The following is a 21,140-nucleotide window of genomic DNA, read 5'->3' on the forward strand; positions in this document are numbered from 1 at the left end:
AGTCAGGAAAGGCCATGTCTGTAGCGGTGATTCAAATGGTCAGCCAGAGCGATGTGCTGGCCAATCTGGCCCAGGCTCGCCGCCTGCTTGAGCAAGCGGCGGCCGGTGGCGCGCAACTGGCCGTGCTGCCGGAAAACTTCGCCGCGATGGGCCGTCGCGACATCGCCGATATCGGCCGCGCCGAGGCGTTGGGCGACGGGCCGATCCTGCCATGGTTGAAACAGACCGCCCTCGACCTCAAGTTATGGATAGTCGCCGGCACATTGCCGTTGCCGCCGGTGGATCAACCGACGGCGAAGGTGCATGCCTGTTCGCTGTTGGTGAATGACCATGGCGAAACAGTGGCGCGCTACGACAAGCTGCACTTGTTTGATGTGGACGTTGCGGACAATCGCGGACGTTATCGCGAGTCCGATGACTATGCTTATGGCAGTGGGGTGGTCGTGGCGGATACGCCGGTCGGTCGAGTCGGCCTGACGGTGTGTTACGACCTGCGCTTCCCGGAGTTGTACAGCGAATTACGGGCTGCCGGGGCGGAATTGATTACCGCGCCGTCGGCGTTTACGGCGGTGACCGGCGCGGCGCATTGGGATGTGCTGATTCGCGCCCGGGCCATCGAGACTCAATGTTATGTGCTGGCGGCCGCGCAGGGTGGGACTCATCCGGGGCCGCGAGAAACCTGGGGGCATGCCGCCATCGTCGACCCTTGGGGCCGGATACTGGCGCAACAGGATCAAGGCGAGGCCGTGCTGCTGGCCGAACGCGATAGCAGCGAACAGGCGTCCATCCGGGCGCGGATGCCGGTGTCCAGTCACCGGCGCTTTTCTCGCAGGGCGCTCAGCGTCCTGCCTCAGAACGATGAATTTAAGGCGTAAAGCATATGAGCGAGTTGTTGTCCTCAGTCAGTGAACACCTCCTGGCGCCCGGTGGCGTAACGATCGAGAGCCTGCAAGGCGTGCTCGGCGACCTGGCTGGCCCGGGTATCGATGCTGCCGACCTGTATTTTCAGGGGCAGATTTCCGAGTCCTGGGCGCTGGAAGACGGGATCGTCAAGGAAGGCAGCTTCAACCTCGACCAGGGCGTCGGCGTACGCGCGCAATCGGGTGAAAAGACCGGTTTTGCCTACAGCAATGCCATCACCCTGGAAGCCCTCGGTGCCGCGGCCCGTGCTGCGCGCTCAATCTCCCGCGCCGGGCAGAACGGCACGGTGCAGGCTTTCACGACCCAGGACGTCGCCCAGTTGTATGGGCCGGACAACCCGCTGGAAGTGATCAGCCGCGCCGAAAAAGTCGAACTCCTTAAACGCATCGATGCGGCTACTCGTGCTCTCGATCCGCGTATCCAGCAAGTCACTGTGAGCATGGCCGGTGTCTGGGAGCGGATTCTGGTGGCCTCTACTGACGGCGGCCTGGCAGCGGATGTACGGCCATTGGTGCGCTTCAATGTCAGTGTGATCGTCGAACAGAACGGTCGCCGCGAGCGTGGCGGTCATGGTGGCGGTGGTCGTACCGATTACCGTTATTTCCTCAGCGATGACCGCGCCATGGGTTACGCCCGTGAAGCATTGCGTCAGGCACTGGTCAACCTTGAAGCCATTCCGGCGCCGGCCGGTACGTTGCCGGTGGTGCTGGGTTCCGGCTGGTCTGGCGTGCTGCTGCACGAAGCGGTCGGCCATGGTCTGGAAGGTGACTTCAACCGCAAGGGCAGCTCTGCCTACAGCGGGCGCATGGGCGAAATGGTTGCGTCCAAACTGTGCACCATCGTCGATGACGGTACGTTGGCGGGCCGTCGAGGTTCCCTGAACGTCGACGACGAAGGCACCCCGACCGAGTGCACCACGCTGATCGAAAACGGCGTACTCAAAGGCTATATGCAGGACAAGCTCAATGCGCGTCTGATGGGCGTGGCTCGTACCGGCAACGGTCGTCGCGAATCTTATGCGCACCTGCCGATGCCGCGCATGACCAACACCTACATGCTGGCGGGCGAAAGCGATCCAGCAGAAATCATCGCCTCGGTGAAGCGCGGCATCTACTGCGCCAATCTCGGCGGCGGACAGGTGGACATCACCAGCGGCAAATTCGTGTTCTCGACCAGCGAGGCGTACCTGATCGAAGACGGCAAGATTACTGCCCCGGTCAAAGGCGCGACGTTGATCGGCAACGGGCCGGAAGCCATGAGCAAGGTGTCGATGGTCGGTAACGATCTGGCGCTGGACAGCGGCGTGGGCACGTGTGGCAAGGATGGGCAGTCGGTGCCGGTGGGTGTCGGCCAGCCAACGCTGAAAATCGATGCGATCACTGTGGGTGGCACAGGCGCATAAGTGGCTTTTGAGAAAAGAGAAGCTTCGGGTGAGCCGCTTGGCGACTCACCCGAGAAGGGACTTAACGCAGGCCGCGTTGAGTCTCGTCCAGCTCACGGATGTACTTGAAGATTTTACGGCTCGATGCCGGTGGCTTGTTGGTCGCTAGTTCGTGCTGGGCCTGACGGATCAGGGAGCGCAATTGCTGACGATCAGCTTCCGGGTAGTCGAGCACGAACTTCTCCAGGACTGCATCGTCGCCCGCGATCAAGCGATCGCGCCAGCGTTCCAGGCCATGGAAACGTTCGTTGTACTGCCGAGTGGAGGCATCGAGTTGATCGAGCAAGGTCAGAATGGCGTCAGTGTCCTGATCGCGCATCAGTTTACCGATGAACATGAGGTGCCGTTTACGCGCGATATTCGCGGTGTGCTTGGGCGCATCGCCCAGAGCCCGGCGCAAAGCGTCGGTCAACGGCAGTTTTGCCAGCAAGTCAGGCTTGAGTGTTGTAAGGCGCTCGCCAAGGTCAACCAGAGCATGAAGCTCACGTTTAACCTGGGATTTGCTTTTTTCTCCCGTATCGAGGGAGTCGTCGTAAGAATCAACCATGGTGGCCGTCCGCAAAGAAACGCCGCCATGATAACCAGTCGGGGGCCGCTTGTCCGGCCCGGTCGCTCGAAGGCCATACCGAAAGCAGAATTTGAGTGGAGAACAGCATGAGTGCAGTTGAAAGCGTCGGCCCACAAGCGTTGCCGGCACTGCAAGAACAAGTCGAGCAGATCATTGCTGAAGCCAAGCGTCAGGGCGCCAGTGCCTGCGAAGTCGCCGTGTCCCTGGAACAGGGCCTGTCGACGTCGGTGCGCCAGCGCGAGGTCGAAACTGTCGAGTTCAACCGCGATCAGGGCTTTGGCATCACCTTGTATGTCGGTCAGCGCAAGGGCTCGGCCAGCACCTCGGCCAGCGGCCCTGACGCCATTCGGGAAACCGTCGCGGCGGCGCTCGCCATCGCCAAGCACACGTCCGAAGACGAAGCCTCGGGCCTGGCCGATGCTGCGTTGATGGCCCGCGACCTGCAGGATTTCGACCTGTTCCACCAATGGGACATCACTCCGGAACAAGCCATCGAGCAAGCGCTGGCTTGCGAAGCCGCAGCGTTTGCCACCGATAGCCGGATCAAGAATGCCGACGGCACCACGCTCAGCACCCATCAGGGCTGCCGCGTGTACGGCAACAGTCATGGGTTTATCGGCGGCTACGCGTCGACCCGACACAGCTTGAGTTGCGTGATGATTGCCGAGGCCGATGGCCAGATGCAGCGCGATTACTGGTACGACGTAAACCGCCAGGGCAACTTGCTGACCGATCCGGCGATCATCGGTCAGCGTGCCGCGCAGCGGGCGGCGAGCCGTCTGGGCGCGCGTCCCGTACCGACCTGCGAAGTGCCGGTGTTGTTTTCCGCTGAACTGGCCGGTGGTTTGTTCGGCAGCTTTCTCTCGGCCATTTCCGGCGGCAGTCTGTACCGCAAGTCGTCGTTCCTTGAAGGCACACTGGGGCAGAAGTTGTTTCCGGAGTGGTTGACCATCGATGAGCGTCCGCATTTGATGCGCGCCATGGGCAGTTCCGCGTTCGATGGCGATGGCCTGGCGACTTACGCCAAGCCGTTCGTCGAAAAAGGTGAGTTGGTGTCCTACATCCTCGGCACGTACTCCGGGCGCAAGCTCGGGATGCCGAGTACTGCCAACGCCGGCGGTGTGCACAACTTGTTTGTCACCCATGGCGATGAAGATCAGGCCGCGTTGCTGCGTCGCATGGGCCGTGGCCTGCTGGTCACAGAGCTGATGGGGCAGGGCCTGAACATGGTCACCGGCGATTACTCCCGTGGCGCAGCGGGTTACTGGGTCGAGAACGGCGAAATCCAGTTTGCCGTGCAGGAAGTGACCATCGCCGGCAACATGCGTGACATGTTCAAGCAGATCGTTGCGGTCGGTAATGATCTGGAATTGCGCAGCAACATTCGCACAGGTTCGGTGCTGATCGAACGCATGACGGTCGCGGGTAGCTAACGCTTAACCGTTACGCAAAAAGGCGCGTTACCCGGGTGCGGGAAACGCGCCTTTTTTTGTGCCTCGATTTTATCGGGGTTGTTTTGGTTCTCATTATCATCTAATAATTAATCTCATTACCGAATGAGCCCGGATCATGAGTTCTGCCTTGCACGAGCAGCCTTACCTCGAAAGCTGGCGCTGGATGAGTCGCCAGATCCGTTGCGCCATGGACCCTGACGAACCACGCCTGATCGCCCATTACCTGGCTGAAGGCCGGTATTTGGCCTGTTGCACGGCAACGTCTCCCTGGACCATCGCCGAAACTTCCTTCCGTTTGTTACTCGACACTGCCGCCGATGTCGCGCTGCCCTGGCACTGGCGCACTTACTGCCTCGACCAGGCCTGGCGCCCGCTGCGTGAACTCGAACGCCTCTCTCTGTGCAAGTGCCGCCTCACGCGCTGGCAACGCTACACCTGGCAACTGGCGACCTGCGAGTTGCAGCCCTCGATTCCTCTCATAGAACTGGTGCAAGGATTTTCTGATGACCAAGACACGCATTGAACGCGACAGCATGGGCGAGCTTCAGGTCCCGGTGGATGCGCTCTATGGCGCGCAGACCCAACGGGCGGTGGATAACTTCCCGATCAGCGGCAAGCCGATGCCCGTGCAGTTCATCCGCGCGCTAATCCTGGCCAAAGCGGCCGCCGCCCGGGCCAACGTCGAGCTCAAGCAAATCAGCGAAGCTCAGGGTGCTGCCATTGTCGAGGCGGCATTGGGTCTGCTCACCGGCGATTTCATGCGGCACTTCCCGGTGGACATCTTCCAGACTGGCTCTGGCACCAGCTCGAACATGAATGCCAATGAAGTGATCGCCACCCTGGCCAGCCGCGTACTCGGTGAGCCGGTGAACCCCAACGATCATGTCAATTGCGGCCAAAGCAGCAACGACATTATCCCGACGACGATCCATGTCAGCGCGGCGCTGGCGTTGCATGAACAGCTGCTGCCGGCGCTGCTGCGCCTGGTGCAGGTGATCGAGCACAAGGCTGAGACCGTTCACCATCACGTCAAGACCGGTCGCACCCATTTGATGGACGCGATGCCGGTGCGCATGAGCCAGGTGCTCAACGGATGGGCGCAGCAACTCAAAGCCAACATCGGCCATCTGCAAAACCTGCTGCCAAGCCTGCAATCCCTGGCGCAGGGCGGCACCGCGGTGGGCACCGGCATCAACGCGCATCCCGAGTTCGCCGCGCGTTTCAGTCAACAACTGAGCGAGCTGACCCACGTCCCATTCAAGCCCGGTACCGATCTGTTTGCGCTGATCGGCTCCCAGGACACGGCCGTTGCGGTCTCCGGGCAGCTCAAGGCGACGGCGGTGTCCTTGATGAAAATTGCCAACGACCTGCGCTGGATGAATTCCGGTCCGCTGGCCGGTCTGGGGGAGATCGAACTCGAAGCCTTGCAGCCGGGCTCGTCGATCATGCCCGGCAAGGTCAACCCGGTGATCCCGGAAGCCACCGCGATGGTCGCCGCTCAGGTGATCGGCAACGACACCGTGATCACCATCGCCGGTCAGTCAGGCAATTTCGAACTGAACGTGATGCTGCCAATCATCGCCCAGAACCTGCTCAGCAGCATTGAATTGCTGGCCAACGCCAGCCATCTGCTGGGTGAAAAAGCGATCTCCAGCTTCAAGGTCAACGAAGCCAGACTCAAGGAAGCGCTGTCGCGCAATCCGATACTGGTCACCGCACTCAACCCGATCATTGGTTACCAAAAAGCCGCCGAGATTGCCAAGAAGGCTTATCAGCAAGGTCGGCCGGTTATCGACGTGGCACTGGAACACACCGACATGACCCGCAACCAGCTTGAGGTTTTGCTGGCCCCGGAAAAACTAACCGCAGGCGGCGTGTAATCACTGCCACCGCTTTGGAGGCTCACCATGGAGCACTGGAAACGCACGATCGAAAGGGCTAATCACTGTTTCATGCTGGGCGAACTGGTCGATGCCCGCGAGGCTTACTTGCAGGCACTGGCCCTGGCTCAAGTGTTGTTTGAGCGTTGGGCGGATGCCGACGAAGCGGTGGCGGCTTGCGTGATTTCCCACCACAACCTGGCGGACCTGCATCTGCGGCTGAACCAGCCGGAGGAGAGCGCCGAGTATTTGTGTGCGATCCACCAACGGTTGTTGCAGACCCTGCAGGATCCGCGTCTGGCACCGGCCCTGCGCGATGCCGCACTGCGCCAAAGCAGCAAAACCTATGTCGAACTGCTGAATTTCATCAGCGAGCACGGCGAGTATCCGCGCACCCATCGTTTGCTGCACAGCCCGGCGGTCGCGCCTGCGCCTTTACATCATGGAGTCCATTGAAATGGCTTTTACCTTGCCTGCCTTGCCATACGCCTATGACGCCTTGGAACCGCACATCGATGCGCAGACCATGGAAATCCATTACACCAAGCACCACCAGGCCTACATCAACAACCTCAACGCCGCGGTTGAGGGCACGGAGTTCGCCGAGTGGTCAGTTGAAAAGCTGGTCGCCAGCGTCCGGCAACTGCCGGAAACACTGCGCGCCGCTGTCATCAATCAGGGCGGTGGCCACGCGAACCATTCGCTGTTCTGGGAAGTGATGGCACCTCACGGCGGCGGCAATCCCGAAGGTGCACTGGCCAAGGCGATCGATGAGCATCTGGGTGGTCTGGACAGTTTCAAAGAGGCGTTCACCAAAGCGGCGCTGACCCGTTTCGGCAGTGGTTGGGCCTGGCTGAGTGTCACGCCACAAAAAACGCTGGTGGTGGAAAGCAGCGGTAACCAGGACAGTCCGCTGATGAACGGCAATACGCCGATTCTTGGTCTGGATGTGTGGGAACACGCCTATTACCTGCGCTATCAGAACCGCCGTCCGGAATACATCAATGCGTTCTACAACGTCATCAATTGGCCCGAAGTCGCTGCGCGCTATCAAGCCGTGCTGGTTTAAGTCCTCTATAAAAACAATCCAAGGCTGACTATGGGCACTGAAACACTGGCGATCGGAAGTGGGCGGATGTTTCGTTACGCTGTGGGATCGCTATTACTGATGGCAGGCATGGCCTTGCTGGTGGCTCAAGGGCTCGCCTGGCTGGACCTTGAGCCGAGACTGTCGCGTGCGTTGCAGGGCGGTGCGATCTGCGCGCTCGGCACCGCGCTCGGTGCGGTGCCGGTGCTGGTCATTCGGCGCATGCCCCAGGCGCTCAGTGACACATTGCTGGGGTTCGGTGCCGGCGTGATGCTGGCGGCGACGGCGTTTTCGCTGATCGTGCCGGGCATTTCCGCCGCTGAAGGCCTCGGCCTGACGCCGTGGTCAGCCAGTGGACTGATCTGTTTCGGCATCATGCTCGGGGCGTTTGGTCTGTATTTGGTTGATCGCAAGGTGTCGAGCGCTTCACCGGAAATGCTCATCGGCACGCTTGAACATCCGGTGATTCCTCCACGCATCTGGCTGTTCGTGTTCGCCATCATTGCCCATAACATCCCTGAAGGCATGGCCGTCGGCGTTTCTGCCGGCGGCGGCATGCCGGACGCGGACAGCCTGGCCATGGGCATCGCGCTGCAGGATGTGCCGGAAGGGCTGGTGATTGCGTTGGTGCTGGCTGGGGCAGGGATGTTTAGGATCAAGGCATTTCTGATTGGTGCGGGATCAGGCCTGGTCGAGCCGGTATTCGCGCTGTTGTGCGCGTGGCTGGTAAGCCTTGCCGAACTGTTGTTGCCGTTGGGATTGGCGTTGGCGGCGGGGGCGATGCTGTTGGTGGTGACCCACGAAGTGATCCCGGAGTCGCGACGCAATGGTCATGACAAACTCGCGAGTCTTGGCTTGTTGATCGGATTTTGTTTGATGATGGTGATGGATACGGCGCTGGCGTAACGCTGAGCTGTAGCAGCAGGTTTCGCCAGCTGCTACAGGGCGAGGTGTTACTCGCCTTCGTCGAAGAAGTTATTGATCAATGCCACGAGCGCATCCAGTGCTTCCTGCGCTTGCTCACCTTCGGTACTCAGGTGGATTGTGGTGCCCTTGCCGGCGGCGAGCATCATCATCGCCATGATGCTTTTACCGTCGACCGTGGATTCTGGGGCACGTCCTACCCTGATCGTGCAGTCCTTGAACTGACCCGCCACTCCAACGAATTTTGCAGAAGCGCGGGCATGCAGGCCCAGCTTGTTGATGATTTCAATTTCCAGAGCAGGCATCGCGATGTGGATCCTTTAGCTGAGGTCGCGGTGGCGGACCTGGACGTTCTTCAGGGATTGTTGCAGGACCTGGCCCAGACGTTCGGTCAGGTAGACGGAGCGATGATGCCCGCCGGTGCAGCCAATGGCGATGGTGACATAAGCCCGGTTACTGGCGGCAAAGCGCGGCAACCACTTGAGCAAGTAGGTGGAAATGTCCTGGAACATCTCTTCGACGTCCGGTTGAGCCGCCAGGTACTCGGCCACCGGTTGATCAAGCCCGGACTGCGCTCGCAGTTCCGGCTTCCAGTAAGGGTTGGGCAGGCAGCGCACATCGAACACCAGGTCCGCGTCCACCGGCATGCCGCGCTTGAATCCGAAGGACTCGACCAGGAATGCAGTGCCGGCTTCCGGCTGGTTCAGCAGGCGCAGCTTGATGGTGTCGCGTAGCTGATACAGGTTCAGGTTGGTGGTGTTGATTTTGAGATCAGCGAGGTCGGCAATGGGGCCAAGCAGATTGCTTTCGTCCTCGATCGCCTCAGCCAACGAGCGATTGGCGGTACTCAGCGGGTGACGACGGCGGGTCTCGGAAAACCGCTTGAGCAAGGTTTCTACGTCGGCGTCCAGGTACAGCACATCGCATTTGATGTGCCGGCTACGGACTTCCTCGAGTAACTCGGGAAACCGCGAAAGATGGCTCGGCAGATTGCGCGCATCGATAGATACGGCGACCAGTGGTTGCGACAATTCGGTATGAATCAACGCACGCTCGGCCAGTTCCGGCAACAGTCCGGCGGGCAGGTTGTCGATGCAGTAGTAGCCGTTATCCTCGAGAACATCGAGTACGGTGCTTTTACCCGAGCCGGAGCGGCCGCTGACGATGATCAAGCGCATGATTACTGACCGTTTTGCTCTTCCAGAACAACCTTATACAAGGCTTCGTTACTCGGAGCACTACGCAGTTTTTCCCGCACTTCCTTGCGATCAAGCATGCTGGCTATTTGACGAAGCAATTCAAGGTGCGCATCGGTGGCGGCTTCCGGGACCAGCAGTACGAACAGCAGGTCAACCGGGGCCCCGTCGATGGCATCGAAGTCGATGGGCGCGTCAAGGTGCATCAAGGCGCTGATGGGCGAGATGCAGCCCTTCAGACGGCAATGGGGGATGGCGATGCCGTTACCAAAACCGGTCGAGCCGAGTTTTTCACGGGCGATCAATGCTTCGAAGACATCTTGCATCTCCAGATCCGGCACTTCCCGGGCGATCAGGTTGGCAATTTGCTCGAGGGCTTTCTTTTTACTGCCGCCCGGCACGTTCACGAGGGAACGGCCGGGGGTCAGGATGTTTTCAAGTCGGATCATGGGTTGGGAGTGTTAACGACCGGTTGCACCCTGGAGGAGGCTCTGGGTCTTTTCCTTATGCTTTTTGAGTTGTTTATCCAGCTTGTCGGTCAGTGAATCGATCGCTGCGTACATGTCGGTATGTTCCGCGTTGGCGACCACTTCATTGCCGGGAATATGCAGGGTGGCTTCGATTTTCTGCTTCAGCTTCTCGACGGTCATCGTGACCTGCACGTTGGTGATCTTGTCGAAATGCCGCTCTAATCGTTCGAGTTTTTCGCCGATGTAGGTGCGCAGGGGTTCGGTCACTTCCAGTTGGTGTCCACTGATGTTGACTTGCATACAGCTTCTCCTTCGTTGCCAGTGCATAAAGCGGCAGGCAGAAATGCCTGCCACTGGAACGCTGTGGCGTGGCCCTACATCAACCGCTTACGTTCGCTCGAAGGCGCGATCCCCAGGGATTCGCGATACTTGGCGACGGTGCGGCGAGCCACCTGAATGCCTTGTGCCTCCAGTAAACCAGCGATCTTGCTGTCACTCAACGGCTTTTTCTGATTTTCCGCGGCAACCAGTTTTTTGATGATCGCGCGGATCGCTGTGGACGAGCATTCACCGCCTTCGGAGGTACTTACGTGGCTGGAGAAAAAGTATTTCAACTCATAAATGCCCCGAGGGGTATGCATGAATTTTTGCGTGGTCACCCGTGAAATCGTCGATTCGTGCATGCCCACCGCTTCGGCAATGTCATGCAGGACCAAAGGCTTCATGGCTTCGTCGCCGTATTCCAGGAAACCGCGCTGATGCTCGACGATCTGGGTGGCAACTTTCATCAGGGTTTCATTGCGGCTTTGCAGGCTCTTGATGAACCAGCGGGCCTCTTGCAGCTGATTGCGCATGAAGGTGTTGTCAGCGCTGGTGTCGGCACGGCGGACAAACCCGGCGTATTGCGCGTTGACCCGCAACCTTGGCACCGATTCCTGGTTGAGCTCTACCAGCCAGCGCTCGTTATCCTTGCGCACGATAACGTCAGGCACGACGTATTCGGCTTCACTGGATTCGATCTGCGAGCCGGGACGCGGGTTGAGGCTCTGGACCAGTTCGATGATCTGGCGCAGTTCGTCTTCCTTGAGCTTCATGCGGCGCATCAACTGGCTGTAGTCGCGGCTGCCCAGCAGATCGATGTAGTCAGTGACCAGACGCTTGGCTTCGGCCAGCCAAGGCGTCTTGGCTGGTAGCTGGCGTAGTTGCAGCAGCAGGCATTCGCCCAGGTTGCGAGCGCCGATGCCGGCAGGCTCGAATTGCTGGATGCGGTGCAGGACGGCTTCGATTTCGTCCAGTTCGATGTCCAGTTCCGGATCGAAGGCTTCGAGGATTTCCTCGAGGGTTTCATCCAGATAGCCCTGATTGTTGATGCAGTCGATCAGGGTCACGGCGATCAGGCGATCGGTGTCGGACATCGGTGCCAGGTTCAGTTGCCACAACAGGTGGCTTTGCAGGCTCTCGCCGGCCGATGTGCGAGTGGTGAAATCCCATTCGTCGTCATCGTTGCTCGGCAAGCTGCTGGCGCTGGTCTGGTAAACGTCTTCCCATGCGGTATCGACCGGCAGTTCATTGGGAATGCGTTCGTTCCAGTCACCTTCCTCGAGGTTGTCCACCGTGGGGGCGGTTTCCTGATAGGAGGGTTCCTGAATGTCGGCGTTGGGTGGCTGCTCGGCTTTGTCGGCCAAGGGATCGGCGTTGTCGAAGTCGTCGCCTTCTTCCTGGCGTTCGAGCATCGGATTGGACTCCAAAGCCTCCTGGATTTCCTGTTGCAGGTCCAGGGTCGACAATTGGAGCAGGCGGATGGCCTGTTGCAGCTGCGGTGTCATCGTCAGCTGCTGGCCCATTCTCAAGACTAGCGATGGTTTCATGGCAGGGGCTTAACACCTTATTCGCCGGCGCACATGCGCCATCCACTACAGGGCGCCGGAGCGCCAAACATAAGCAAATTATATGCCTGAAACTGAAGTGTTTGCCTAGAGCGCCGTAACAATAAAAAACACACTGCTGTGTTAATTGCGCCAGGAGCTCAGTCGACTAGCCAGACACCTCGATGCTTACAGGCGGAACTCATGGCCCAGATAGACTTCTTTCACCAGGTCGTTTGCAAGGATAGTGGCAGAGTCGCCCTCGGCGATCAGTTGGCCATCGTTGACGATGTACGCGGTTTCGCAGATATCCAGGGTTTCACGGACGTTGTGGTCCGTGATCAGCACGCCAATGCCCTTGGCCTTGAGGTGGTAGATAATCTGTTTGATGTCGCCGACCGAAATCGGGTCCACGCCGGCGAAGGGTTCGTCGAGCAGGATGAATTTCGGGTTAGTCGCCAGTGCCCGGGCAATTTCCACACGGCGGCGTTCGCCACCCGACAGGCTCATGCCAAGGTTGTCGCGGATGTGGCTGATATGGAATTCCTGCAGCAGGCTTTCCAGCTCTTTGCGACGTCCGGCCTTGTCGAGTTCCTTGCGGGTCTCGAGGATCGCCATGATGTTGTCGGCCACCGAGAGTTTGCGGAAGATCGACGCTTCTTGCGGCAGATAGCCGATACCGGCTTTCGCACGACCGTGCATGGGCTGGTGGCTGACGTCCAGGTCGTCGATCAGTACGCGCCCTTGATCGGCCTGTACAAGGCCGACAATCATGTAGAAGCAGGTGGTCTTGCCGGCGCCGTTAGGGCCCAGCAGGCCGACGATTTGACCGCTGTCGATCGACAGGCTGACATCGCGCACGACCTGGCGGCTCTTGTAGCTCTTGGCCAGATGCTGAGCTTTCAGAGTTGCCATTACTGGGCCTTTTGCTCGTCGGTTTTCTTCTTCGGCTGGATCACCATGTCGATACGCGGGCGCGCCTCAGTGACCTTGCTGCCCGTGGCGCGACCAGCGCTCGCAAGCTTTTTGGCCGTGTCGTAGACGATCTTCTCGCCTTGGGTGACGTTGTTGTCCTTGTCGACAACTTTTGCCTTGTCGATCAGCACGACACGGTTTTGCGAGGCGTGGTACTGGATGGTGACGCCCCAGCCCTGAACAGGCTTGGTGTCGCCCTGGGTTTGCAGTTGTTCGAAGTAAGCGAGGTTGCCCACCGAAGTCACCACGTCGATGTCGCCAGTCGGAGTGCGGGTCATGGTCACTTTGTTGCCGGTGACCTTCATCGTGCCCTGGGTGATGATTACGTCGCCCGTATAGGTGGCGATACCGTTCTTGTCGTCCAGTTGGGCGTCGTCGGCCTGTATGCGGATAGGCTGGGATTGGTCGGTCGGCAGAGCCCAGGCGCTCACGCTTCCCAGTGCTGCGCCCAGACTGAGCAAAATAGGGAGAGTTTTAACGAGCCTCATACTGTCCTCTTACGTTCGATAGCAGGTGTATCCTGCTTTCTTTCAAGTACGCTTTCATTCCGTTGCCTGTCGATACACCGCCAGCGCCGTCGATTCTAACGGGTTGGTCGGTCTGCGCATATTGTTGCTGCGGGAACACAGTCATACGGGTGGTGGTAATCAGGGTCCTGCGGTTTTTTTCGTCGAAACGGGTGATGCGTACCGAATCGATCAGCTCGACCTGAGTGCCGTCAGGGTTGACCTCCCCGTGATCGCTCTGGACGTGCCAGGGAAACTGGGTGCCGCGGAACATGTTCAGGTCGGGATTGGTCAGTAGCGTGACTTCGGACGCTTTCAGGTGTTCGACCTTGTCCGACGTCATTTCGTATTGCAATTTGCCGTCCGGCAGGAACTGCACGCTATGGGCGTTGAGCGCGTAATAGTCGATCGCGCTTTCATCGACCTTGACCACAGGTTTGTCGAGGAAGCGTTCCGGGCTGATGTTCCAGTAGCCGACTGCGGCGAACAGCGCCGCAATGCAACCGAACAACAGAATGTTGCGAAACTTTTTGCTTAGCATAATGGGCTCACAGGTACGCAGCGTTGGCCGCATCAAGGCGGCCCTGGGCACGCAGGATCAATTCGCAGAATTCGCGAGCGGCACCCTCGCCACCACGGGCCTGGGTGATGCCGTGGGCGTGTTCTCGCACGAAGCTGGCTGCGTTGGCGACCGCCATGCCCAGGCCGACGCGGCGAATCACCGGTAGGTCTGGAAGGTCGTCGCCGAGGTAGGCCACTTGTTCATAGCTTAGATTGAGTTGGGCAAGCAGTTCGTCGAGTACCACCAGTTTGTCTTCACGACCCTGGTACAGGTGGGGAATGCCAAGATTCTTTGCGCGCCGCTCAACGACCGGGGTCTTGCGACCGCTAATGATAGCGGTCTGCACGCCGGCTGCCATCAACATCTTGATGCCTTGGCCGTCCAGTGTGTTGAACGTCTTGAATTCACTGCCGTCTTCAAGGAAATACAGGCGCCCGTCGGTCAGCACGCCATCGACGTCGAACACTGCCAGCTTGATCTGTTTGCCGCGTTGAAGCAGGTCCGAGCTCATTACATTACTCCCGCACGCAGCAAGTCGTGCATGTTCAAGGCGCCGACCGGACGGTCTTCGCTGTCGACCACGACCAGCGCGTTGATTTTGTGGTCTTCCATGATTTTCAGGGCTTCGGCGGCGAGCATCTCTGCGCGGGCAGTCTTGCCGTGGGCGGTCATGACCTGATCGATGGTAGCGCTATGGATATCGATGCTGCGGTCCAGCGTGCGGCGCAAGTCACCGTCGGTGAAGATCCCGGCCAGCTTGCCGTCCGCTTCCAGAATCACGGTCATGCCCAGGCCTTTGCGGGTCATTTCCATCAAGGCGTCCTTGAGCAAGGTGCCGCGTTGAACCTGTGGCAGCTCTTGTCCGGCGTGCATGACATTTTCCACTTTCAGCAGCAAACGTCGACCCAGCGCGCCACCCGGGTGGGAAAAGGCGAAGTCTTCAGCGGTAAAGCCGCGAGCTTCCAGCAATGCAACGGCCAGGGCATCGCCCATGACCAGCGCGGCGGTGGTGGAGGAGGTCGGTGCCAGGTTCAGCGGGCAGGCCTCGTGTTCGACGTGAACATTGAGGTTGACCTCGGCAGCCTTGGCCAGCGGTGAGTCCGGGTTGCCGGTCACGCTGATCAATTGGATGCCCAGACGCTTGATCAGGGGCAGCAGGGTGACGATTTCGTTGGTGGAGCCGGAGTTCGACAGGGCCAGGATGATGTCGTCACGCGTGATCATGCCCATGTCGCCATGGCTGGCTTCGGCCGGATGCACGAAAAAAGCCGTGGTGCCGGTGCTGGCCAGGGTGGCGGCGATCTTGTTGCCGATATGCCCTGATTTGCCCATGCCGACCACTACCACGCGGCCTTTGCTGGCCAGAATCATCTCGCAAGCGCGTACGAAATCAGCGTCGATATGGGGCAGCAAGCCTTCTACGGCTTCCAGTTCGAGGCGGATGGTGCGTTGTGCTGATTGAATCAGGTCGCTGGATTGGCTCATGTCAGAAATCGTATAGCCTGATGAAAAGGCGGCGATTATAGCGGTAATGATCAAAACCCTCACGCAAGTTCGTCACGCTTTGTCATTCCCGCTTGCCGAATACCCTCTAAACGAGGCTTTTTGCCACAAGATGGTCTGGCTTGGGCCTTTGGCGCTTGGCCTTTGCAGTGATATAGTTCGCCGCCAGTTCGGCCTGCCCGGGGAGGTATGTGCTTTCGTCAGAGAGCCAGGCGTCCGAGTGAGAGGCTGCATCGCAAGGAGTTTAGATGAGTGCCGATAACGCCTACGCGGTCGAGCTGAAGGGACTGACCTTCAAGCGCGGAACGCGCAGCATTTTCAATAACGTCGATATCCGTATCCCGCGCGGCAAGGTCACCGGCATCATGGGGCCTTCCGGGTGTGGCAAAACCACGCTGTTGCGGCTGATGGGCGCACAGTTGCGACCCACCAAAGGTGAAGTCTGGGTTAACGGCCAGAACCTGCCGAAGTTGTCGCGCAGCGATCTGTTCGATGCACGCAAGCACATGGGGGTGCTGTTCCAGAGCGGCGCCCTGTTTACCGATCTCGATGTGTTCGAGAACGTCGCCTTTCCACTGCGCGTTCATACCCAGCTGCCCGAAGAAATGATCCGCGACATCGTCCTGCTTAAATTGCAGGCCGTGGGCTTGCGTGGCGCCATCGACTTGATGCCAGACGAATTGTCCGGCGGCATGAAACGTCGTGTCGCGCTCGCCCGTGCGATTGCTCTCGATCCGCAGATTCTCATGTATGACGAGCCATTTGTCGGCCAGGATCCCATTGCCATGGGGGTGCTGGTGCGCCTGATCCGCCTGCTTAACGATGCCCTGGGCATCACCAGTATCGTGGTGTCCCACGATCTGGCCGAGACAGCGAGCATCGCCGACTATATCTATGTCGTCGGCGAAGGTCAGGTATTGGGGCAGGGGACTCCCGAGGAACTGATGAACTCCCAGGAACCACGGATCCGCCAATTCATGACCGGTGAACCTGACGGCCCTGTTGCATACCACTTTCCAGCGACGGACTACCGCGCAGATCTTCTGGGGAAGCGTTGATGCGCAAGATTTCATTAATAGAACGCGTGCGCCGGTTCGGCCACTCTGCCATCGACGCACTGGCGGTGTTCGGACGTTCGACGATTTTCCTGTTTCATGCCTTGCTCGGTCGCGGTGGCATCGGCGGCGGTTTTGGCCTGCTGATCAAGCAGTTGCATTCCGTTGGCGTGATGTCCCTGGTGATCATTGTGGTCTCCGGGGTGTTCATCGGGATGGTGCTCGCGCTGCAGGGCTTCAATATCCTGTCCAGCTACGGCTCGGAACAGGCGGTGGGGCAGATGGTCGCGCTGACGCTGTTGCGTGAGTTGGGACCGGTCGTGACGGCCTTGTTGTTCGCCGGGCGTGCCGGTTCGGCGCTAACGGCCGAAATCGGCAACATGAAGTCCACCGAGCAGCTGTCCAGTCTGGAAATGATTGGTGTCGACCCGCTCAAATACATCGTTGCCCCGCGCCTGTGGGCCGGCTTCATTTCCCTGCCGGTGCTGGCGATGATTTTCAGCGTGGTGGGTATCTGGGGTGGTTCGTGGGTGGCCGTCGACTGGCTGGGCGTCTATGAAGGTTCCTACTGGTCGAACATGCAAAACAGCGTGACGTTCACTGACGATGTGCTCAATGGCATCATCAAAAGCGTCGTCTTCGCGTTCGTCGTGACCTGGATCGCCGTATTCCAAGGCTATGACTGTGAGCCCACTTCCGAGGGGATCAGTCGTGCCACTACCAAGACCGTGGTGTATGCCTCTTTGGCAGTGCTCGGCCTGGACTTTATTCTGACCGCCTTGATGTTTGGAGATTTCTGATGCAAAACCGCACCCTGGAAATCGGTGTCGGCCTTTTCTTGCTGGCTGGCATCCTGGCTTTGCTGTTGCTGGCTTTGCGGGTCAGTGGCCTGTCCCCGAGCCCGAGCACCGACACGTATAAACTTTATGCATACTTCGACAATATCGCCGGTTTGACGGTCAGAGCTAAAGTGACCATGGCCGGTGTGACCATCGGCAAGGTCACGGCGATCGATCTGGACCGCGACAGCTTCACCGGTCGGGTGACCATGCAACTGGAAAAGCGCGTAGATAACCTGCCGGCTGACTCCACTGCATCTATCCTGACGGCTGGCCTGTTGGGCGAGAAGTACATCGGTATCAGCGTGGGCGGCGAAGAAGCCTTGCTCAAGGATGGTGGAACCATCCATGACACCCAGTCGTCGCTGGTACTCGAAGACCTGATCGGTAAATTCCTGCTCAATACCGTTAGTAAAGACGCCAAATGAGGAGCTTTTGAATGATCTCTACCTTGCGACGTGGCCTGTTGGTATTACTCGCGGCGATGCCGTTGGTGGCTAACGCCGTGGCGGCGCCTTCCGCGCACGATCTGGTACAGGACACCACCACCCGGATGCTTGCCGATCTGTCGGCGAATAAAGAGAAGTACAAGCAGGACCCGCAGGATTTCTACACGGCGTTGAACACCATCGTCGGACCTGTGGTGGATGCCGAGGGTATTTCCAAGAGCATCATGACGGTCAAGTACTCGCGCAAAGCCACACCGGCACAGATGAAAACCTTCGAAGAAAACTTCAAGAAGGGCCTGTTCCAGTTTTATGGCAATGCTTTGCTCGAATACAACAACCAGGGCATCACCGTCGATCCTGCCAAGGACGAGTCGGGTGACCGCACCAGTGTTGGCATGACGGTCAAGGGCAACAACGGCGCGATCTACCCGGTGTCTTACACGCTGGAAAAGATCAACGGCGAGTGGAAACTGCGTAACGTCATCATCAATGGCATCAACATTGGCAAGCTGTTCCGCGATCAGTTCGCTGATGCGATGCAGCGAAATGGCAACGACCTGGACAAGACTATCAACAACTGGGCCGGGGAAGTCGCCAAAGCCAAGGCATCGACCGAGACCCCTAACCAATGAGTGTGTCGGCCATTCGCATGAGTGAAACCGGCGAGCTTCGGCTCAGCGGCATGCTGGATTACCTGACCGGCCCCGACTTGCGCAAGCAGGGACAGGCGCTGATCAAAGCCAGTACCGCGACCGAAGTGGTGGTCGATTGTTCGGCGGTGTTGAAGTCCAGCAGTGTCGGCTTGTCGCTGCTGCTGTGCTTCATCCGTGATGCGCAGGCCGCCGGCAAGGCGCTGAGCATCCGCGGGATGCCGGAAGACATGCGTGAAATCGCTCAGGTCAGCGAATTGACCGAGCTGTTGGCGCATCCCTAAACGCATCTATTAAGAAGCCCCCGTCAGAGTCCTGCTTCGCGGGGTTCGCAGGCGCGGGGCTTTTTTGTATGATGTCCGACCCGCGCGCACAGGGCGCCGATTGAGGTTGAGCATGCAGGCCGTAGAAGTGAAGAGCTTCCTTGAAGGAAAGCTGCCCGGAACGTTGGTAGAAGTTGAGGGCGAAGGCTGCAATTTCCAGCTGAACGTGATTAGCGATGAACTGGCGGCGTTGAGCCCGGTGAAGCGTCAACAGCAGATCTATGCCCATTTGAACCCATGGATCACCGATGGCAGCATCCATGCGGTCACTATGAAATTTTTCAGCAGCGCGGCCTGGGCCGAGCGCACCTGAGCCCAAGGGCGTCGAGATTCTTATGGATAAATTGATTATTACTGGCGGTCCTCGTCTTGATGGCGAGATCCGCATCTCCGGGGCAAAGAACTCGGCCCTGCCGATCCTGGCTGCAACCCTGCTGTGTGATGGCCCGGTTACCGTGGCCAACTTGCCACACCTGCACGACATCACCACCATGATCGAGCTGTTCGGTCGCATGGGCATCGAGCCGGTGATCGACGAGAAGCTCAGCGTCGAAATCGACCCGCGCACCATCAAGACCCTGATCGCCCCGTACGAACTGGTTAAAACCATGCGTGCGTCGATCCTGGTACTGGGCCCTATGGTTGCCCGTTTCGGTGAAGCCGAAGTCGCACTGCCTGGCGGTTGCGCCATCGGTTCGCGTCCAGTGGACCTGCACATCCGTGGTCTGGAAGCGATGGGCGCGGTCATCGACGTCGAAGGCGGCTACATCAAGGCCAAGGCACCTGAAGGTGGCCTGCGCGGCGCGCACTTCTTCTTCGACACTGTCAGCGTGACCGGTACCGAAAACATCATGATGGCCGCTGCCCTGGCCAAGGGTCGCAGTGTGTTGGCAAACGCCGCGCGCGAGCCGGAAGTGGTCGACCTGGCCAACTTCCTGAACGCCATGGGTGCCAAGGTTTCCGGCGCTGGTACCGACACCATCACCATCGATGGCGTCGAGCGTCTGCACACCACCACTTACAAAGTGATGCCTGACCGAATCGAAACCGGTACTTACCTGGTCGCTGCTGCCGTGACCGGCGGCCGTGTGAAGGTCAAGGATACCGATCCGACCATTCTTGAAGCCGTTCTGGAAAAACTCCGTGAAGCGGGTGCCGAAATCACCTGTGGCGAAGACTGGATCGAACTGAACATGCACGGCAAGCGGCCAAAAGCCGTCAACGTGCGCACCGCTCCGTACCCGGCGTTCCCGACCGACATGCAAGCGCAGTTCATCTCCCTCAACGCCATTGCCGAAGGCACGGGCGCCGTGATCGAGACGATCTTCGAAAACCGCTTCATGCACGTTTACGAACTGCATCGCATGGGCGCCAAGATTCAGGTCGAAGGCAACACGGCTATCGTTACCGGTACCGAGAAGCTCAAAGGCGCGCCAGTCATGGCCACCGACCTGCGTGCTTCGGCCAGCCTGGTCATTTCGGCGCTGATCGCTGAAGGCGACACCCTGATCGACCGCATCTACCACATCGACCGTGGTTACGAGTGCATCGAAGAGAAACTGCAAATGCTCGGCGCCAAGATCCGCCGCGTACCGGGCTAGTTTCTGCTGCATGGGCATAAGGACATGCCCGTTGAATTGTTGAAGTCGAGCCGGTTTCCGGCTCGATGTGTGTCCGGCGTCATTTGCGACCGGACATGAGTACCTTGATAAGGACTGACGTTTCCCATGTTGACTATCGCACTGTCCAAGGGCCGCATCCTTGACGACACTTTGCCGCTTCTGGCTGAAGCGGGCATCGTGCCGACCGAGAATCCGGACAAGAGCCGCAAGCTGATCATCCCCACGACTCAGCCTGACGTACGTCTGCTGATCGTGCGCGCCACCGACGTGCCGACGTATGTCGAACATGGTGCCGCGGACCTCGGTGTCGCCGGTAAAGATGTGCTGATGGAATATGGCGGCCAGGGCTTGTACGAGCCTTTGGACCTGCGAATTGCCCTCTGCAAGCTGATGACTGCCGGCCGTGTCGGCGATGTCGAGCCTAAGGGCCGCCTGCGGGTGGCGACCAAGTTCGTCAACGTTGCCAAGCGTTACTACGCCGAGCAGGGTCGCCAGGTCGACATCATCAAGCTGTACGGCTCGATGGAGCTGGCGCCGCTGATTGGTCTGGCGGACAAGATCATTGACGTGGTCGACACCGGCAACACCCTGCGTGCCAATGGCCTGGAACCCCAGGATTTCATTGCCGACATCAGCTCCCGGCTGATCGTCAACAAAGCTTCGATGAAAATGCAACACGCCCGAATCCAGGCGTTGATCGACACCCTGCGCAAGGCAGTGGAGTCTCGACACCGCGGCTGATTTACCTGCGCGACGTTAAGTCGCGCCCGTCTATCCGCCTCATAGCCAGAATTCTCAGGTGCCCAAGCGGAAACGACTGCTAAGTTAGGGCGCCTGAGTTTTTGCCAAT

At 59.1% G+C, this 21,140-nt stretch carries 27 protein-coding genes; 16 read left to right on the top strand and 11 right to left on the bottom strand.

The window, feature by feature from the left end; all coding sequences use genetic code 11:
- Window positions 1–14 precede the first annotated feature (14 nt).
- Together AB4N76_RS18640 and tldD are read left to right on the top strand one after the other, a co-directional pair.
- Window positions 15–875, top strand: a complete 861-nt coding sequence (locus tag AB4N76_RS18640) for a carbon-nitrogen hydrolase family protein (protein ID WP_460163370.1) — start codon at window positions 15–17, stop codon at window positions 873–875.
- Between the two features lie 5 nt (window positions 876–880).
- A complete protein-coding gene (tldD, locus tag AB4N76_RS18645) occupies window positions 881–2,323 on the top strand; it encodes a metalloprotease TldD (protein WP_046026831.1) in 1,443 nt (480 codons plus the stop codon).
- Window positions 2,324–2,384: 61 nt separating this feature from the next.
- Here tldD and yjgA read toward each other — a convergent pair whose 3' ends face one another.
- Window positions 2,385–2,909, bottom strand: coding sequence for a ribosome biogenesis factor YjgA (gene yjgA, locus AB4N76_RS18650; RefSeq protein WP_008026892.1), 525 nt, complete (start codon window positions 2,907–2,909; stop codon window positions 2,385–2,387).
- A 107-nt stretch (window positions 2,910–3,016) separates the two neighbouring features.
- On the opposite strand from yjgA, the gene pmbA reads away from it, so the two are divergent.
- The 6 genes from pmbA (at window position 3,017) to AB4N76_RS18680 (ending at window position 8,257) form a co-directional block, all read left to right on the top strand.
- On the top strand, window positions 3,017–4,363 hold the full coding sequence (gene pmbA, locus AB4N76_RS18655) for a metalloprotease PmbA (protein WP_046026830.1): 1,347 nt from the start codon (window positions 3,017–3,019) through the stop codon (window positions 4,361–4,363).
- Between the two features lie 136 nt (window positions 4,364–4,499).
- Window positions 4,500–4,907, top strand: a complete 408-nt coding sequence (locus AB4N76_RS18660; protein ID WP_046026829.1) for a hypothetical protein — start codon at window positions 4,500–4,502, stop codon at window positions 4,905–4,907.
- The gene (locus tag AB4N76_RS18665; RefSeq protein ID WP_460163371.1) at window positions 4,888–6,264 is read left to right on the top strand and encodes a class II fumarate hydratase; all 1,377 of its coding nucleotides are present in this window, start codon (window positions 4,888–4,890) and stop codon (window positions 6,262–6,264) included. Before AB4N76_RS18660 ends, AB4N76_RS18665 begins: the two co-directional genes overlap by 20 nt.
- A 27-nt stretch (window positions 6,265–6,291) precedes the next feature.
- The gene (locus AB4N76_RS18670) at window positions 6,292–6,720 is read left to right on the top strand and encodes a hypothetical protein (protein WP_046026827.1); all 429 of its coding nucleotides are present in this window, start codon (window positions 6,292–6,294) and stop codon (window positions 6,718–6,720) included.
- A gap of 1 nt (window position 6,721) precedes the next feature.
- Window positions 6,722–7,333: a superoxide dismutase gene (locus AB4N76_RS18675; protein ID WP_109787867.1), complete on the top strand. Its 612-nt coding sequence runs from the start codon at window positions 6,722–6,724 to the stop codon at window positions 7,331–7,333.
- Between the two features lie 30 nt (window positions 7,334–7,363).
- Window positions 7,364–8,257 (top strand): ZIP family metal transporter, encoded by an 894-nt coding sequence (locus AB4N76_RS18680; protein ID WP_077430874.1) that lies wholly within the window; start codon window positions 7,364–7,366, stop codon window positions 8,255–8,257.
- 47 nt (window positions 8,258–8,304) lie between these two features.
- Here AB4N76_RS18680 and AB4N76_RS18685 read toward each other — a convergent pair whose 3' ends face one another.
- The 10 genes from AB4N76_RS18685 to AB4N76_RS18730 all read right to left on the bottom strand — a co-directional run bounded on the left by AB4N76_RS18685 (window position 8,305) and on the right by AB4N76_RS18730 (window position 15,334).
- The gene (locus AB4N76_RS18685; protein WP_046026824.1) at window positions 8,305–8,580 is read right to left on the bottom strand and encodes an HPr family phosphocarrier protein; all 276 of its coding nucleotides are present in this window, start codon (window positions 8,578–8,580) and stop codon (window positions 8,305–8,307) included.
- A gap of 15 nt (window positions 8,581–8,595) precedes the next feature.
- Window positions 8,596–9,453, bottom strand: coding sequence for an RNase adapter RapZ (rapZ, locus tag AB4N76_RS18690; RefSeq protein WP_046026823.1), 858 nt, complete (start codon window positions 9,451–9,453; stop codon window positions 8,596–8,598).
- Window positions 9,454–9,455: 2 nt separating this feature from the next.
- Entirely contained in the window at window positions 9,456–9,920 is a 465-nt protein-coding gene (ptsN, locus tag AB4N76_RS18695; RefSeq protein WP_046026822.1) for a PTS IIA-like nitrogen regulatory protein PtsN, read from the bottom strand.
- Window positions 9,921–9,932: 12 nt separating this feature from the next.
- Complete coding sequence (hpf, locus tag AB4N76_RS18700; RefSeq protein WP_046026821.1) at window positions 9,933–10,241, bottom strand: ribosome hibernation-promoting factor, HPF/YfiA family; 309 nt, start codon at window positions 10,239–10,241, stop codon at window positions 9,933–9,935.
- 74 nt (window positions 10,242–10,315) lie between these two features.
- The gene (locus tag AB4N76_RS18705; RefSeq protein WP_460163372.1) at window positions 10,316–11,809 is read right to left on the bottom strand and encodes an RNA polymerase factor sigma-54; all 1,494 of its coding nucleotides are present in this window, start codon (window positions 11,807–11,809) and stop codon (window positions 10,316–10,318) included.
- 186 nt (window positions 11,810–11,995) lie between these two features.
- Complete coding sequence (lptB, locus tag AB4N76_RS18710; protein ID WP_027924532.1) at window positions 11,996–12,721, bottom strand: LPS export ABC transporter ATP-binding protein; 726 nt, start codon at window positions 12,719–12,721, stop codon at window positions 11,996–11,998.
- On the bottom strand, window positions 12,721–13,269 hold the full coding sequence (gene lptA, locus AB4N76_RS18715; RefSeq protein WP_046026819.1) for a lipopolysaccharide transport periplasmic protein LptA: 549 nt from the start codon (window positions 13,267–13,269) through the stop codon (window positions 12,721–12,723). Before lptA ends, lptB begins: the two co-directional genes overlap by 1 nt.
- Window positions 13,256–13,828 carry an LPS export ABC transporter periplasmic protein LptC gene (gene lptC, locus AB4N76_RS18720; RefSeq protein WP_046026818.1) on the bottom strand — a complete coding sequence of 191 codons (573 nt, stop codon included), beginning with the start codon at window positions 13,826–13,828 and terminating at the stop codon, window positions 13,256–13,258. The genes lptA and lptC overlap by 14 nt, the downstream gene beginning before the upstream one ends.
- A gap of 7 nt (window positions 13,829–13,835) precedes the next feature.
- Window positions 13,836–14,360, bottom strand: coding sequence for a KdsC family phosphatase (locus tag AB4N76_RS18725; RefSeq protein WP_046026817.1), 525 nt, complete (start codon window positions 14,358–14,360; stop codon window positions 13,836–13,838).
- Window positions 14,360–15,334, bottom strand: a complete 975-nt coding sequence (locus AB4N76_RS18730; protein ID WP_007942750.1) for a KpsF/GutQ family sugar-phosphate isomerase — start codon at window positions 15,332–15,334, stop codon at window positions 14,360–14,362. The genes AB4N76_RS18725 and AB4N76_RS18730 overlap by 1 nt, the downstream gene beginning before the upstream one ends.
- A gap of 266 nt (window positions 15,335–15,600) precedes the next feature.
- On the opposite strand from AB4N76_RS18730, the gene AB4N76_RS18735 reads away from it, so the two are divergent.
- The 8 genes from AB4N76_RS18735 (at window position 15,601) to hisG (ending at window position 21,031) form a co-directional block, all read left to right on the top strand.
- Entirely contained in the window at window positions 15,601–16,410 is an 810-nt protein-coding gene (locus AB4N76_RS18735) for an ATP-binding cassette domain-containing protein (RefSeq protein WP_046026816.1), read from the top strand.
- A complete protein-coding gene (gene mlaE / locus AB4N76_RS18740) occupies window positions 16,410–17,207 on the top strand; it encodes a lipid asymmetry maintenance ABC transporter permease subunit MlaE (protein ID WP_046026815.1) in 798 nt (265 codons plus the stop codon). Before AB4N76_RS18735 ends, mlaE begins: the two co-directional genes overlap by 1 nt.
- Window positions 17,207–17,674, top strand: a complete 468-nt coding sequence (mlaD, locus tag AB4N76_RS18745) for an outer membrane lipid asymmetry maintenance protein MlaD (protein WP_046026814.1) — start codon at window positions 17,207–17,209, stop codon at window positions 17,672–17,674. Before mlaE ends, mlaD begins: the two co-directional genes overlap by 1 nt.
- Window positions 17,675–17,685: 11 nt before the next feature.
- A complete protein-coding gene (locus AB4N76_RS18750; RefSeq protein WP_460163373.1) occupies window positions 17,686–18,327 on the top strand; it encodes an MlaC/ttg2D family ABC transporter substrate-binding protein in 642 nt (213 codons plus the stop codon).
- Window positions 18,324–18,629, top strand: coding sequence for an STAS domain-containing protein (locus tag AB4N76_RS18755; protein ID WP_046026812.1), 306 nt, complete (start codon window positions 18,324–18,326; stop codon window positions 18,627–18,629). Before AB4N76_RS18750 ends, AB4N76_RS18755 begins: the two co-directional genes overlap by 4 nt.
- A 112-nt stretch (window positions 18,630–18,741) precedes the next feature.
- Complete coding sequence (locus AB4N76_RS18760) at window positions 18,742–18,981, top strand: BolA family protein (protein WP_007912386.1); 240 nt, start codon at window positions 18,742–18,744, stop codon at window positions 18,979–18,981.
- Window positions 18,982–19,003: 22 nt separating this feature from the next.
- Window positions 19,004–20,269 (top strand): UDP-N-acetylglucosamine 1-carboxyvinyltransferase, encoded by a 1,266-nt coding sequence (murA, locus tag AB4N76_RS18765; protein ID WP_046026811.1) that lies wholly within the window; start codon window positions 19,004–19,006, stop codon window positions 20,267–20,269.
- Window positions 20,270–20,395: 126 nt separating this feature from the next.
- Window positions 20,396–21,031: an ATP phosphoribosyltransferase gene (gene hisG / locus AB4N76_RS18770; protein ID WP_007942738.1), complete on the top strand. Its 636-nt coding sequence runs from the start codon at window positions 20,396–20,398 to the stop codon at window positions 21,029–21,031.
- Window positions 21,032–21,140 lie beyond the last annotated feature (109 nt).

The sequence above is a fragment of the Pseudomonas sp. S2_F03 genome (genome assembly GCF_054668335.1).